The organism is Streptomyces sp. NC-S4 (assembly GCF_054353315.1).
The window spans coordinates 549,849-561,838 of sequence record NZ_CM135937.1; the positions used below are offsets into that span (position 1 = coordinate 549,849).

The 11,990-nt window shown below is 71.6% G+C and carries 15 protein-coding genes; 8 read left to right on the forward strand and 7 right to left on the reverse strand.

Translation table 11 applies throughout. The features are described from left to right. Positions 1-35 precede the first annotated feature (35 nt). Positions 36-362, reverse strand: coding sequence for a hypothetical protein (locus tag ACXNSR_RS02600; RefSeq protein WP_458640497.1), 327 nt, complete (start codon positions 360-362; stop codon positions 36-38). Between the two features lie 249 nt (positions 363-611). Between ACXNSR_RS02600 and ACXNSR_RS02605 the strand changes: the two genes are divergently transcribed. Continuing rightward, positions 612-1,193 carry a DUF2231 domain-containing protein gene (locus ACXNSR_RS02605; RefSeq protein ID WP_458640498.1) on the forward strand — a complete coding sequence of 194 codons (582 nt, stop codon included), beginning with the start codon at positions 612-614 and terminating at the stop codon, positions 1,191-1,193. Positions 1,194-2,234: 1,041 nt separating this feature from the next. Here the strand turns inward: ACXNSR_RS02605 and ACXNSR_RS02610 are convergent. After that, positions 2,235-2,858 (reverse strand): TetR family transcriptional regulator, encoded by a 624-nt coding sequence (locus tag ACXNSR_RS02610; protein WP_458640499.1) that lies wholly within the window; start codon positions 2,856-2,858, stop codon positions 2,235-2,237. A gap of 101 nt (positions 2,859-2,959) precedes the next feature. On the opposite strand from ACXNSR_RS02610, the gene ACXNSR_RS02615 reads away from it, so the two are divergent. Then, complete coding sequence (locus ACXNSR_RS02615; protein ID WP_458640500.1) at positions 2,960-3,145, forward strand: hypothetical protein; 186 nt, start codon at positions 2,960-2,962, stop codon at positions 3,143-3,145. Continuing rightward, positions 3,145-3,438, forward strand: coding sequence for a DUF4190 domain-containing protein (locus ACXNSR_RS02620; protein WP_458640501.1), 294 nt, complete (start codon positions 3,145-3,147; stop codon positions 3,436-3,438). Before ACXNSR_RS02615 ends, ACXNSR_RS02620 begins: the two co-directional genes overlap by 1 nt. 190 nt (positions 3,439-3,628) lie before the next feature. On the opposite strand, the gene ACXNSR_RS02625 is transcribed toward ACXNSR_RS02620, so the two are convergent. Then, positions 3,629-3,952, reverse strand: a complete 324-nt coding sequence (locus ACXNSR_RS02625) for a hypothetical protein (RefSeq protein ID WP_458640502.1) — start codon at positions 3,950-3,952, stop codon at positions 3,629-3,631. A 410-nt stretch (positions 3,953-4,362) separates the two neighbouring features. On the opposite strand from ACXNSR_RS02625, the gene ACXNSR_RS02630 reads away from it, so the two are divergent. Both ACXNSR_RS02630 and ACXNSR_RS02635 read left to right on the forward strand, forming a co-directional pair. After that, a complete protein-coding gene (locus ACXNSR_RS02630) occupies positions 4,363-4,962 on the forward strand; it encodes a hypothetical protein (RefSeq protein WP_458640503.1) in 600 nt (199 codons plus the stop codon). Continuing rightward, positions 4,959-6,020 (forward strand): NAD-dependent epimerase/dehydratase family protein, encoded by a 1,062-nt coding sequence (locus tag ACXNSR_RS02635; RefSeq protein ID WP_458640504.1) that lies wholly within the window; start codon positions 4,959-4,961, stop codon positions 6,018-6,020. Before ACXNSR_RS02630 ends, ACXNSR_RS02635 begins: the two co-directional genes overlap by 4 nt. A 335-nt stretch (positions 6,021-6,355) precedes the next feature. Here the strand turns inward: ACXNSR_RS02635 and ACXNSR_RS02640 are convergent, their stop codons facing one another. From ACXNSR_RS02640 to ACXNSR_RS02650, 3 genes are all read right to left on the reverse strand, one after another. Next, the gene (locus ACXNSR_RS02640) at positions 6,356-6,772 is read right to left on the reverse strand and encodes a VOC family protein (RefSeq protein WP_458640505.1); all 417 of its coding nucleotides are present in this window, start codon (positions 6,770-6,772) and stop codon (positions 6,356-6,358) included. A gap of 69 nt (positions 6,773-6,841) precedes the next feature. Beyond that, entirely contained in the window at positions 6,842-7,210 is a 369-nt protein-coding gene (locus ACXNSR_RS02645; RefSeq protein WP_458640506.1) for a hypothetical protein, read from the reverse strand. 232 nt (positions 7,211-7,442) lie between these two features. Continuing rightward, positions 7,443-7,640 (reverse strand): CsbD family protein, encoded by a 198-nt coding sequence (locus ACXNSR_RS02650; RefSeq protein ID WP_458640507.1) that lies wholly within the window; start codon positions 7,638-7,640, stop codon positions 7,443-7,445. Between the two features lie 474 nt (positions 7,641-8,114). On the opposite strand from ACXNSR_RS02650, the gene ACXNSR_RS02655 reads away from it, so the two are divergent. Next, positions 8,115-8,465, forward strand: a complete 351-nt coding sequence (locus ACXNSR_RS02655; RefSeq protein ID WP_458640508.1) for an STAS domain-containing protein — start codon at positions 8,115-8,117, stop codon at positions 8,463-8,465. Between the two features lie 25 nt (positions 8,466-8,490). On the opposite strand, the gene ACXNSR_RS02660 is transcribed toward ACXNSR_RS02655, so the two are convergent. Beyond that, positions 8,491-9,756: a cytochrome P450 gene (locus ACXNSR_RS02660; RefSeq protein WP_458640509.1), complete on the reverse strand. Its 1,266-nt coding sequence runs from the start codon at positions 9,754-9,756 to the stop codon at positions 8,491-8,493. A 403-nt stretch (positions 9,757-10,159) separates the two neighbouring features. Here ACXNSR_RS02660 and ACXNSR_RS02665 point away from each other — a divergent pair, with 403 nt between their 5' ends. Further along, positions 10,160-10,789, forward strand: a complete 630-nt coding sequence (locus tag ACXNSR_RS02665) for a flavodoxin family protein (RefSeq protein WP_458640510.1) — start codon at positions 10,160-10,162, stop codon at positions 10,787-10,789. Between the two features lie 33 nt (positions 10,790-10,822). Continuing rightward, positions 10,823-11,716 (forward strand): SDR family oxidoreductase, encoded by an 894-nt coding sequence (locus ACXNSR_RS02670; RefSeq protein WP_458640511.1) that lies wholly within the window; start codon positions 10,823-10,825, stop codon positions 11,714-11,716. Positions 11,717-11,990 lie beyond the last annotated feature (274 nt).

Genomic DNA, 11,990 nt, shown 5'->3' on the forward strand with positions numbered 1-11,990 from the left:
GAAACAAGGCCGTGACGAGCAGGGTTACGGCGAAATCAGGGCGATGCCAGCCGCCTCGAGAAGGGGCCGGCTCCACGGCGGCGACGGACCAGCACGAGCCCGATAACCGCAGCGCCGGCGAGCAGGAGTGGAATGCGGTTGCCTCGTGCGACCGAGGCGGCCCGGCCGGCCTTCTCGAGCCGCGGGTGGGGGGTCTTGTCCGCCGCGTACTGGCCGGCGCGGACCGCTCCGTCCCACACCTGCGCGGCCTTGTCCAGGACCGGGTCGGGGGTCCTGTCCCGCACCAGCTGGACGGCTCGTCCCGCCTTCTCGCGGATCTGGTCGGCCACGAGAAAGGCCTTCTCGACTGTTTGCTGCTTCATGACGGCGGTCTTCTCCTTGGTTCGGGCCCTGTGACATGCGCGTGTTGCGGTCGAGGCGCGCTTACCCCGCCACCGCCTCGTCACCCGCTCCACGGGCAGGATCCCTGCCCGGGTGTGCGCACGGGCAGTTCGGAGGGCCAGCCGGATCGGGACGGTGGAGACCGCGGCTCCCCCATGTGGCGGGCCTGTCGTTCGGGTGCAGTCGAGGCCAGGGCGGGACATCTGCAGGGCAGCGGGTAGGCGTCGTGTATGAACTCACACACCCGCGACACCTCGCCCACCGCAGGGCCTATCGCGGCCATCGACACTGCCTCGGCATGCTGGCTGCAGACCCTGGACCGGCTCGAACGGACAACGGTGGCCGATCCGGCCGTCAGGGCGCTGCAGCGGGGAATCCGCGCACTCCCCCTGGGCCGCATGCGCGATCTACTGCACGGCAGACCGCTGGGACACCCCGTACATCCCGTACTCGTCCAGGTGCCCATCGGCTGCTGGCTGTCGGCCTCAGTGCTCGACTTCGTTCCCGGCACACAGCACGCGTCGACCACACTGACCGCCGTCGGACTGGCCGGCGTAGCCCCAGCCGCGGTCGCCGGCTGGGTGGACTGGGCAGACCTGCCACCCGAGCAGGCTCGGGTCGGCCTGGTTCACGCGGCCTCCAACGCCGCTGCAGTGGCCTGCTACGCCGCGTCCCTGGCTGCGCGGCTCCGCGGCCGCTCGGCGAAGGGCCGGCTGTGGGCCCTGGGTGGGCTGGCTGCCGTAGCCATCACCGGTGCGCTGGGCGGCCACGTGGCCTACCGGCAGGCCGTCGGAGCGCACGCCGCAACGTGATAGGGCCCTCGCGCTCCGCGCCGTCCCCTCCGGTGAACCCGGTCGGTCAACCGGGTTCGGTGGGACTGTCCCGCCTATGGTCGCAATGCGTCTCATTGCATACCCCTCAGGGTCACCCGAGGCGGCCGACATGTTTGATCACGACCGCCACCGGAGTGTGGTGATCGCGTACAGGACGCGGTAACGGCCGATGTGAATGCGACACAGCCCCCGGCCGTGGAAAGCCGCGCCATGCGGGCACAACGCCGTAAGCCATCAGCAGCAGCACTCCTCTGGACGGGCGCCGCGCATGCCGGTCGGAGGTGGCTGGCCGGTCTGGCAGGCACCCGTCTTGGGCGCCGCGCATGCCCACCCAGGACCTGCCCGAAGCGGCCCGCGCTACACCGTGGGCCGACTCCTGCGGCGACGCAGTGCGATGCGGCAGGCGGCACCGCGGCCGGAGCCGCCCCTACGCCACGTTCACGTGGCGCGAAAGCGCCGCCACCGTTGACGTCCTCTCAGAAGCGCTGGAGGGAAGGGGGTTTGAGTGGAGGTGGTCGGGTCAGACGCGTGGATGCCGGGAGCACACACCGTGGGGGGTGGGCTTCCGGAGCGGGCTCCGACCCCGTGACGCCCCTCCCCCTGGCGTCGCGGGGCAGGCCCGCCCGCACGACGGGCTGCCGCCGGGATCCGTACGGCACCCGGACACCCGATGCCCGGCCTCCTCCCCGGCCGGACCCCGGGCCCGTCCGGCAAGCCCCCGGTGTCGGCGCTCAGACCGCCACCCCGGGCAACGGACCCGGCGGCAGCAACCGTCCGCACGATCAATCCCCTGGCTCGATGCGGTCGCCCAGCCGCAGCAGGGGGGCCGGGGCACGGTCCCGTCGCAGCCGGGGGGCCGGACCACACCCCGGTACTGGGCTCCTGCCCGGCACCGCACCGCACCGCACCGCATCCAATGGCCGGCGCTACGGTCCCCTGCTGGAGCTCTTCCGATGGGGATCCGCAACCACCACGAAGCCGGATTCGAACGGCGTCGGAGATCAGTCCCGAAGGCCTTCGCTAGTCCTGCCAGTGCTCGCGCCCGAGGTGGATCAGGCGGAGCTGGTCGCGGGCTGTCGCGAGGACGGGGGACCAGTCCTCTCCGCGCAGGGACGCGGTAAGGCATGCGGAGGCGGTCATGAACATGTGGTCGACCAGGAGCCGGGACAGCATCGTCACGTCGGCGGTCCCCCAGCCGGCGCTGAGCGGGTCGGCTACGAGGACGGAGTCGATCTCTGCTGCGAGGGCGTCGAGTTGTGCGGCGATGGCCTCGCGCACCGCCGCGACTCCGCCGTGCCGCTCCCGGACGAGGAAGCGGACGTGCGCCGGACGGCTGCGGACGAGTTCGGCGACGAGCTGCACCGCGTCGTCGGCGCGCCGAGCGGCGCCGCCGGTCGGCGCGAGGACGCCCCGTAGGGTTGCGTGCAGGCTGGCCAGGGCCTCCTCGACCAGTGCGGTCCCCAGCGCGTCCATGTCGCGAAAGTGCCGGTAGAAGGCGGTGGGGGCGACCCCGGCGTGCCTGGCGACCTCCCTGAGACCGAGCGTTCCGAGGCTCCGCTCCTCCAACTGGTCCAGGGCCGCGTCGAGGAGCGCGCGTCGCGTACGGCTGCGTTGGGCTTCGCGGACACCGGTGTTCGGACTCATGAAGGCCAGTCAACCGCGTCACGGTCAACTGCTGCCAGCATGGGTCGAATTGGACCGGGTAGTCGGTGAACAACTGTTACCTGAAAGTGGGAGGAACTCCCGTGCTCTTCCTCGTAGGTGCACTGCTCGTCCTGGGCGTCGTCCTCGGCGCCGTGGCTCATGTGCCCGTGCCGGTCAGTGTGGCCGCCGGCGTCGCGATCGCGCTCTGGCTCGCCCTCTTCGCCGCCCGCGAGCGCCTGTCGGGCCGCCGTGCCGTACGCCCCGACCATCACCAGGGAGATCTGTGATGAACCCTCGTACTGACGTCAAGGCCCCGACCGAAGCCCGTCCTCGTAACCGCAGCCGCTGCCGTGACGCGGACATGATGGCCGTCACGGCGTTCGTCCTCGGCCTCGTCGGACTCCTGGTGATGAACCTGGTGCTCGGCCCGATCGCTGTCGTCCTCGGCTCCCTCGCACTGTGGCGGCAGACCGCCAGGCCGGGCCGCGCCCGCCTGGGCATCGCCCTCGGCATGGCCGATCTCGTGATCCTCGCCTGTCTCGTCACCGCCGACCACACGTGGTCGTGGGGCCTGAGCTGAGCCGAACCGGTCACCAGATGCGCGTACGTCGCCCGTCCGCCGGCCCGACCACCCCCGCCAGAGGGCGTACGGCGGTCGTGGCCTCTGCTACTCCGGCCCAGCGCTCGGCGGCGCGGTCGAGCGCCGCGCACGCCAGGACGACCTGCCGATCGTCGGGGGGGGCTCCGGCCCACCCCCCTGCCCTCCGTGCTCAGCCCGGACCAGACGCGGTAGGCCCAGTTGACGCAGACTCGGCACGCATCACCGCGTCGCCGCCGCGCCGCACGACCTTCAGGCCCGACCGGCGGTGGCGGGCCTGGGGCACCATTTCGATTCCGTCGAAGGTGGCCCCTCGCGCCATCGCACCCCAGAATCCGTCGGTGATCACGAGCGCGCTCTCGACAGCCGCATGCACGAGGTCGTGGGGCATGGACGGACCGGTCGCCCGGTACATCAGGCGCACGTCCGCGCCCCGCCGGTCCCGCACTTCTGCATCGTGCCGGTTGTCCGGAAGTTTCCGGAAGACGATCTCCATCGTTCCTTCTCTCGAGAGGTCGCCGGTCTCGGCCGATGGGTTCCACCCGGTCGGATCCCAGACACGTACCCTCCATGTCCGCGCTCCGTTTTCCCGCACGAGCCCTCCCTTTGCCGGTGCTGTGACGTGAAACGTTCACCGGGTCTGAACGTGTGCGGGCAAGATCTCCTCGCTGATCCTTCCGAGGGCCTGGCTGCCTGACCGGCTGGGACCGTGCTGCAAGGCGGGGGCGTTCACACAGGTCAACCGGGTGTTGCGGACCGACAACCCGTTGTCGCAGGTTTCAGGGGCCTCAGGATGGTCAGACGCCAAGGGACACTCCTTGCCCTCCTTGCCGACACGATTCGGGAGCCGCGCACTGGAGGTGGAGCGGGAGTGACGGTCGAGACTCCAAGCGATCGGAACAGCTCATGGAAGCCCACTCTCACGGATCGGAATCCCATTCCTCCCCCGCGGCGACGCGCCGACGCCTCCTCGCGATCTACCTGAACGACCACCTCGCAGGCGCCGGCGGCGGCGTCTCCCTCGTCCGCCGCATGGCGCGCTCGCACCGCGGCACACCGGCGGAGGCGACCTTCGCCGAGCTGGCCGAGGAGATCGCCGGGGACCGGGACAGCCTGCGCGAGATCATGACGGCCCTCGACGTTCCCGCGCGGTGGCCCAGGGTCGCCGTGAGCCGTCTGGCCGAGAAGGCGGCCAGGCTCAAGCTCAACGGCCGGCTGGTGAGCCGCTCACCCCTCAGTGACGTCCTCGAACTGGAGGCCATGCGGCTCGGAGTGGAGGGCAAAGCATCACTGTGGCGGTCCCTCGGGATCCTCGCCGACACCACCGCCCCTCTCGATCCGGCCGCCATCGGCCGTCTCCTGGAGCGCGCCGAGCGGCAGGCAGCCGTACTGGAGGGGCTGCGGGTCGAGGCCGTGGCGCGTACCTTCGCCGTCTCTGCTGCCGCCACCACTACCGCGGCACTCACCGACCCGGGCCGCGCCCGTGGGGCACGGTGGGCATCATGAGAGTCGTCGTCACCGGCGCCAGTGGCAACGCGGGTACCAGCGTGGTCAAGGTCCTGGCGGCCGACCGTACGGTCACCCACGTACTCGGCGTCGCCCGTCGTCGGCCCGGCCTGCATATCCCCGGCGTGCAGTGGCGCGAGGCCGACGTCGACCCCGGACGCAGCGACCCGGCGGAGCTCTTCACGGGCGCCGACGTCGTCGTCCACCTCGCCTGGAAGTTCCAGCCGACCCACGACCCCGTCACCACATGGCGCACCAACGTGCTGGGGAGCATCAACGTCTTCGAGTCCTGCGCACGGGCCGGCGTACACGCCGTGGTGCACGCTTCGTCGGTCGGGGCGTACTCGCCCGGCCCCGAGGACGGGCGCCCCGTCGACGAGTCCTGGCCGACCCACGGCTGGCCGGGGGCCGCATACACCCGGGAGAAGGCGTACCTGGAGCGCTACCTCGACGGCTTCCAGCTCGCCCACCCCGATCTGCGGGTGGTCCGGATGCGGCCGGCGTTCCTCTTCAAGAAGGAAGCGGCGAGCGAGCAGGGCAGGATCTTTGCCGGGCCGTTCCTGCCGTGGCGGCTGATCCGGCCGGACCTGCTGCCCGCGCTGCCCGCCATATCGGGCCTGCGCTTCCAGGCCCTGCACACCGACGACGCGGCCGAGGCCTACCGGGCGGCCGTCGTACGGCCCGTCCGCGGACCGTTCAACCTGGTGGCCGACCCTGTGCTGGACACGGCCGCCGTGGCCGGCCTCCTGCACGCCCGTACGCTGCCGCTGCCGGCGGGCGCGGCCCGCGCAGCGCTCGCGGCGGCCTGGCGCGTACACCTCGTACCGGCCGATCCCGGCCTGTTGGACGCCGTATTGCGGCTCCCCCTGCTCGACGCCGGCCGGGCCCGCGAGGAGCTGGGCTGGACGCCGTCGGCCACTGCCACGGAGGCCGTCGCAGCCTTCTTCGAAGGCCTCCACCAGGGAATCGGACTCGACACCCCACCCCTGACACCCGCGGCCGCGGACGCGGGCACGGGCGCGGGCGCGGGCTCCAGGGCGAACGCGACGCCCCCCTGACCACGGATCCGGGCAGCCGCTCGAACTTGTCCACCCAGTCGCGCATCTCGTCGCCGAACAGCTCTGTCCGCCGGCCCTCGCCGTGGCCAGTACGTGCACCGCCCGATGCGGGACACCTCGGGCCATGCGGACCGTGCGGTCGAGCAGCACCACAGTGCGCGGCCGCCGGCTCGAGCACTGTAGGGCGAAGCCCACGAGGGAGCCGGACCGTTCGCCCGGTGCGGCCACCACGGCCACGCGCAGGGGCCGAGCCGTCCGGCACATCGGCGTCCAAGCCCGAAGGCATGAGCGGCGTGAGCGGCGCGGCCCTCGGCGGCAGTCGTCACCCGGCGGCTCTAACGCGCGGCGGTGAGGTCATCGTCGACGACGGCCAGGGTGAACGCGTGGCCGGCCGGGTCGGAGTAGCGCCGCACGGTGGTCCGGCGGCCCGGCAGGCTGCCGTCGTCCTCCGCGGCCACCGGGCGCGCCCCGAGGGCCACGGCCTCGCGCTCGGCCTCGTCGAGGCTCCGCTGTTCGACGAGAATGCACACGTGGGCCTGTTGGGAGCCCTCCGGGAGCGGCCAGCTCGGCGGTATGTGGTCGGGGTCCCGGCGGACTCCGAGGACCACTCCGGTGCCGCCGGTGATGAGGAGGAGCTCCCCGTCGCCCGGTGCCGGTCCTGCCGAGGCGCCGAGCAGTTCGGCGTAGAACTGCGCCAGCAGCTCGGGCTCGGCGCTGTCGAGGACGAGAACGGCTGTCTTGGGTACGGTCATGCAACCCCGTGTGCCCGGTGTCGGCGCCCGTACACGGGCGTTCGTGACCGGACGGCCGCCCTCGGTCCCTCAGGAACGGATGCGGAGTGCGACCTCTCGCTCCTGATCGCCCGATACGGCTCCCATGTCCTCGACCGTGAAGTTGCCGACGAGCGCAGCCTGTACCCGCTGCACCGCGCGGGGGCCTCCCTGGAGGGTGACGCTCACCGCGTCCTTCACCCGTACGGGTGCCGCCTGGCTCTCGGCCGGCTTCGCCGCGTCGAGGATCGCGCTCCACACGGTCACGGCCCGGCCGCCCTGCGCCGCTGCGCCCGCCCCGGGCTCTGCGGGAAAGGAGCGTTCGAGCAGGTCGAGGACGGCGCGCGCGTCCTCCTCGGAGCAGTCGCCGACCGCCACGACCACTTCGGCCACCGGGATGTCCTTGTCGTGTCCGTCCATCGGGGGACCTCTCTCGTGCGTGCGGCATCGGTGCGGGAACGCGGAGGCGGGGATCCGGAGCCTCCCCGCTCCGAACGTGCCACAGGGGGTGGGGGCCCGCATCATTTCCCCCGCCTACGGGAGGGAGCATGGCGCGGGGCCGCGCCGGGAACACGACGCGGCCCCGCGACGCCGGAGCGACGGGGGCCACACCGTGGTCACCCGCGAGCCGCGAGGCCCGCGCCGGGCGGCGTCAGGTCCTGTCGCGCTTGTCGCGCAGGGAATCCTGGACGCCGCGGGCGCGCTCCTCCGTCTCGCTCAGGGCTTCCTTCGCCTTGCCCTTGGCCTGGTCCATCTTTCCCTCGGCCTTCATCCGGTCGCTGCCGGTGACCTTGCCTGCGGCTTCCTTGGCCTTGCCCTTGATCTGGTCCATCTTTCCCTTGTCAGCCATGTGAACTCCTTGGTGAGGTGTCTCAACTCGGCCCAAACTAGATGAAAACAGACTCTTGCGCGCGGCGGGCCGGTTGCCGCGATGTCGACGAGGGCGGCTACCGGCGGCCACCTCCAACAGGGCGTCTGCCCTGTCCCCTCCCCCACATGCTCAAGGATTCCGCCCCAAGCCAGCTCCTGGATCAAGCCCGCCGGGCTGCCGACTCCGGCTTCACCCGCCCGGCGATCTCCGGCCGTTTCCGCACCTCCCCGCCGGATCGCAGTCCGGGAGGCCAGGCCCGCCCCTCACACGTACCGCGCCTGTGCCGGGCCATCGTCTGCGCACTCGGACGGGCCCGCGCCTACCGCTGCCCCTCGGATCCGAGGCAGCTGCCGGGTATGGACTCCGGTTTCGCGGGCAGAAGCGATGCGTCGAGGCCCGACCCGGACGTGGGGCCATGGCCGGAGCCCCGACCGAGGGCGAGGAGGGCCTGACATGACGACCGAATTCGATGTGCGCGCCAGTCGCCGGCCGGATGGCGACGCGCGGGAGCCCGTCGTCGTGCACGTTTCCGGTGAGATCGACATCCAGCACGCCGGTGAACTCGAGGGCCTGCTCACCGTGGCATTCTCCAGCGCCGAGCCCTCGACGGCGATCATTGTCGACCTGAGCAACTCCTCCTTCTGCGACTCCTCCGGGCTCAACGCTCTGATCCGGGCGCGTGAGGCCGGCGTGCGCACCGGCCACGCCCTGATCCTTGCCGCTCCCAGCCACCAAATGCTGCGACTGCTCGACCTGACGGGCACTGCCGCTCTCTTCCCGGTCCAGCCTGCTGGGGCAGGTTGACCGGGCCGAGCCGCCAACAAGCACGCTACGGCGCGGATACGTCCCGTGTGAACCGGGACGGAACCTGCACGATCATGCCGCTGCGGGGCCGGGTCGGAATGCGGCCGACGGGGATGCCGAGGTCCTGCTCGGGCACGTCGAGTTCGAGGTCCGCGAGGGTGGCGGCCAGGATGGCCAGGAGACGGATGGTGATGTCCTCGCCGGGGCAGCGATGACCGGTGCGAGGGTTTCCTCCCCCTTGGGCGATGAGCTCGCCGGGACCGGGCTCCCTGCCGAGAAACCGGCGCGGGTCGAAGCGGTGCGGCTCGGGCCAGAGGTCAGGGTCACGGTGGTGGCCGGGTACGTCGAGGAGCACGAGCGTGCCCTCGGGCACCTCTTGTCCGCCGAAGCGGAGGTCGCGAGCGGCGAGACCGCCGACGAACGGCACGAACGGGTAGCAGCGCCGCACTTCATGGGCGAAGGCCCTCGCGTAGGGGCCGTCGTTCGCGCGCAGTTCCTCCCGGACGGCGGGAAAGCGGTGCAGTGCGTGTGCGGCGAAGGTCGCGAACCAGGTGATCGCCACGGTGGGGCGCAGGACGTTCAGCAGTTCCACGGCGGCTGTACGGAGGTCGAGCGGACTGCCGTCCGCGTCCCGGTGCCCGGCCACCGCTTCCAGCACGTCGGAACCTCTGCCCGAGGGCCGGGTCGCTGTGCCTCGACGTACGTCGGCGATGAGCCGGGCGAAGGCGGATTCCTGGCGGCTTCGGGCGCGGCGGGCTCTCCAGTGGTGGGGGCCGGGGGTGGCGAACCCGTCCACCATGGCCACGCAGTCCTCGGCAAGAGAGCGGGCCGCAGCCCCCTCGGTGAGGGGGATCCCGCTCCACTCGCAGACCGCTGCGGCAAGGGCCACGGCCATCTCGTCGAAGAGGACGGCTCGGCGTCCGCGCAAGCCGTCGACCGTGCGCAGCCAGTGTTCCCGGGTCAGTCGGCCGAGGGCGTCCACGCCGTCGGGCGTCATGAGCCGAGTCGTGAAGAGTTCCTTGCGGACCCGGTGCGATTCGCCGTCCAGCGTGTGGACGGCGCCCCTGCCGAAGAGCGTGTCCAGTACGGGACCGGGCAGGGCGCCGTGCCGCAGGACGTGGCGTTCGTCGTAGAAGAAGTCCACGGCGGCCGGACCGTGCAGCAGGATGGCCGGCCGGCCGATCAGTCGGGTCGGGACCGCGGTGCTGCCGGCGTGCCGGCGGCGTAGTTCGGGTGCCCATGCATAGCCATGGGTCAGCAAGGCGAGCGTGCTGTCGGCGAACGGGTGCATGCAGATCGCCTACCCGTGCGCCCGCGGTGCACGCGCCGCCGAACGGCTGGCGGTCACAGTTCTGACAGGGCGGGGCCGTCGCGTCCCACGCGAAGGACTGGGCGGTGTCGGCTGTCTCGAGCGCGAGCGCGGCGGCCGCGTAGAGAGCGGCCGCCGCCAGGACGAGCCCGATGACGACAGTGGCAGCGAACGTGCCGCGTACCGGGTAGGAGACCGGTACTCACAAGGGCTCCGTTGACCAGCCTGCTCCCGGGCGGTACGGCCATGGTCGTACCGAAGGCGGTATCCCTGGCGCGGAAGCCCGGTACGGACACCAGGAGCCCCTCGCACCGACCGGCCCCCGACAGGCGTGCACCACCACGGAACAAGGGATACGGCTTGACCATCGGGGTAGCCGGATCACATGGACACCACCACCGAAACCACGCCGCTGCGCGCTGTCGCGCTGGTCTGCACGCTGTCCCCGTCGCCGGAACGGTCCAGCTCGCAGTTGCTGGCCGAGCAGACCATGGCTGCCCTGGCCGATCACGGCGTCACCGGAAAGGTGGTCCGGATCGCCGACCACGACGTCAAGCCGGGCGTCGGGGTCGACATGGGAGACGGGGATGCCTGGCCGGAGATCCGGCAGACCATCCTGGGCTGCGACATCCTGGTCCTGTCCACGCCGATCTGGCTCGGCCACCCCTCCAGCATCGCCCAGCGCGTCCTGGAACGCCTCGACGCCGAACTCGGCGAGAGCGACGACGAGGGCCGCATGCTCACCTACGGCAAGGTCGCCGCGGTGTGCGTCGTCGGCAACGAGGACGGCGCCCACCACGTCAGCGCGGAACTCTTCCAGGGCCTGAACGACGTCGGCTTCTCCCTCGCACCGAACGCCGTCACCTACTGGGTGGGCGAAGCCATGCAGGGCACCGACTACCAGGACCTCGACAAGACCCCCGAGAAGACCGCCGCCACGACGGCCACGCTCGCCGCGAACACCGCGCACCTGGCGCGCCGCCTGAAGGCCGCGTCGTACCCGCCCTCTACCTGACACCCGCCACCGGCCGTGCCGAAGGAGACCGCGATGCCCTCCAACGAGCAGGCACATCTCACCGACCCCGTGGGGATGCACCCCCGGCCCCCGTTTCCCGAGCAGGATCAGGACCACCCCGGCTCGACCGAGGCGATGGATCCCCGCCCCGACCACGGCGAGGACACCTATCAGGGCCACGGCCTGCTGCACGGCCGCAGGGCGCTGGTCACCGGAGGGGACTCCGGGATCGGCCGGGCCGTCTGCCTGTCCTTCGCACGGGAGGGGGCCGACGTGGTCTTCACCCACCTGCCCGAGGAAACCGGCGAGGCCGAGGAGACCGCCCGCCTGATCCGCCGAACGGGCCGCACAGCGGTGGCCGTCGCCTGCGACATCCGCGACGAGGGCGAGTGCACCGCCCTCGTCGACAAGGCAGTGGGCGAGCTGGGCGGCATCGACCTGCTCGTCAACAACGCCGCCTACCAGATGGCCCAGCCCGACGGGATCGAGGCGATCACCACTGCCCAGTTCGACAGGGTGATGAAGACCAATCTGTACGGGATGTTCTGGATCACCAAGGCCGCGCTGGCGCACATGCCGCGTGGAGGCTCGGTCATCAACACTGCCTCCGTGCAGGGCTACCAGCCCAGCCCGCACCTCCTCGACTACGCCATGACCAAGTCCGCGATCATCTCCTTCACCCACGGCCTCGCCCAGATGCTCGCCGAGCGCGGCATCCGCGCCAACGCCGTGGCACCGGGACCGGTATGGACCCCGCTGATCCCGGCGACGATGCCCGATCCGACGAAGTTCGGCGAACAGTCGCCCCTGGGCCGGCCGGCCCAGCCTGCGGAAATGGCCCCCGCCTTCGTCTTCCTCGCCTCCGACCAGGCCTCCTACATCACCGGTGAGATCGTCAACGCCACCGGTGGAACGCCCCTGCCGTGACTCCTGGCCCCGAGTTCCGGCTGCTCGTCGGCATCGAGTGCGACATCCTCGAGGACGGCTCACGCGACCGGGACGCTGAGCAAGCCTCCGCCGCGGACTGCCGCTTCGCCGTGGATACCGACGCCCATGCCCCTGGAAGCAGACCGGTTGATCACGACCGGCCGCTCGGGCGGCTGCGGACCAGCAGAACCGGTCGGCCTCGAGGCGCCCGGCCGCACAGGGCGGCTGGCCCTCCATAGGGGTGAGTCGCCCCGTCCGGCCGGGCGCCTCGAGG

Coding starts and splice junctions, on each gene's coding strand:
- ACXNSR_RS02600 (WP_458640497.1), bottom strand. CDS start 362: ATGAAGCAGCAAACAGTCGAGAAGGCCTTTCTCGTGGCCGACCAGATC.
- ACXNSR_RS02635 (WP_458640504.1), top strand. CDS start 4,959: ATGAGAGTCGTCGTCACCGGCGCCAGTGGCAACGCGGGTACCAGCGTG.
- ACXNSR_RS02630 (WP_458640503.1), top strand. CDS start 4,363: ATGGAAGCCCACTCTCACGGATCGGAATCCCATTCCTCCCCCGCGGCG.
- ACXNSR_RS02665 (WP_458640510.1), top strand. CDS start 10,160: ATGGACACCACCACCGAAACCACGCCGCTGCGCGCTGTCGCGCTGGTC.
- ACXNSR_RS02655 (WP_458640508.1), top strand. CDS start 8,115: ATGACGACCGAATTCGATGTGCGCGCCAGTCGCCGGCCGGATGGCGAC.
- ACXNSR_RS02625 (WP_458640502.1), bottom strand. CDS start 3,952: ATGGAGATCGTCTTCCGGAAACTTCCGGACAACCGGCACGATGCAGAA.
- ACXNSR_RS02670 (WP_458640511.1), top strand. CDS start 10,823: ATGCCCTCCAACGAGCAGGCACATCTCACCGACCCCGTGGGGATGCAC.
- ACXNSR_RS02645 (WP_458640506.1), bottom strand. CDS start 7,210: ATGGACGGACACGACAAGGACATCCCGGTGGCCGAAGTGGTCGTGGCG.
- ACXNSR_RS02640 (WP_458640505.1), bottom strand. CDS start 6,772: ATGACCGTACCCAAGACAGCCGTTCTCGTCCTCGACAGCGCCGAGCCC.
- ACXNSR_RS02610 (WP_458640499.1), bottom strand. CDS start 2,858: ATGAGTCCGAACACCGGTGTCCGCGAAGCCCAACGCAGCCGTACGCGA.
- ACXNSR_RS02605 (WP_458640498.1), top strand. CDS start 612: ATGAACTCACACACCCGCGACACCTCGCCCACCGCAGGGCCTATCGCG.
- ACXNSR_RS02650 (WP_458640507.1), bottom strand. CDS start 7,640: ATGGCTGACAAGGGAAAGATGGACCAGATCAAGGGCAAGGCCAAGGAA.
- ACXNSR_RS02660 (WP_458640509.1), bottom strand. CDS start 9,756: ATGCACCCGTTCGCCGACAGCACGCTCGCCTTGCTGACCCATGGCTAT.
- ACXNSR_RS02620 (WP_458640501.1), top strand. CDS start 3,145: ATGAACCCTCGTACTGACGTCAAGGCCCCGACCGAAGCCCGTCCTCGT.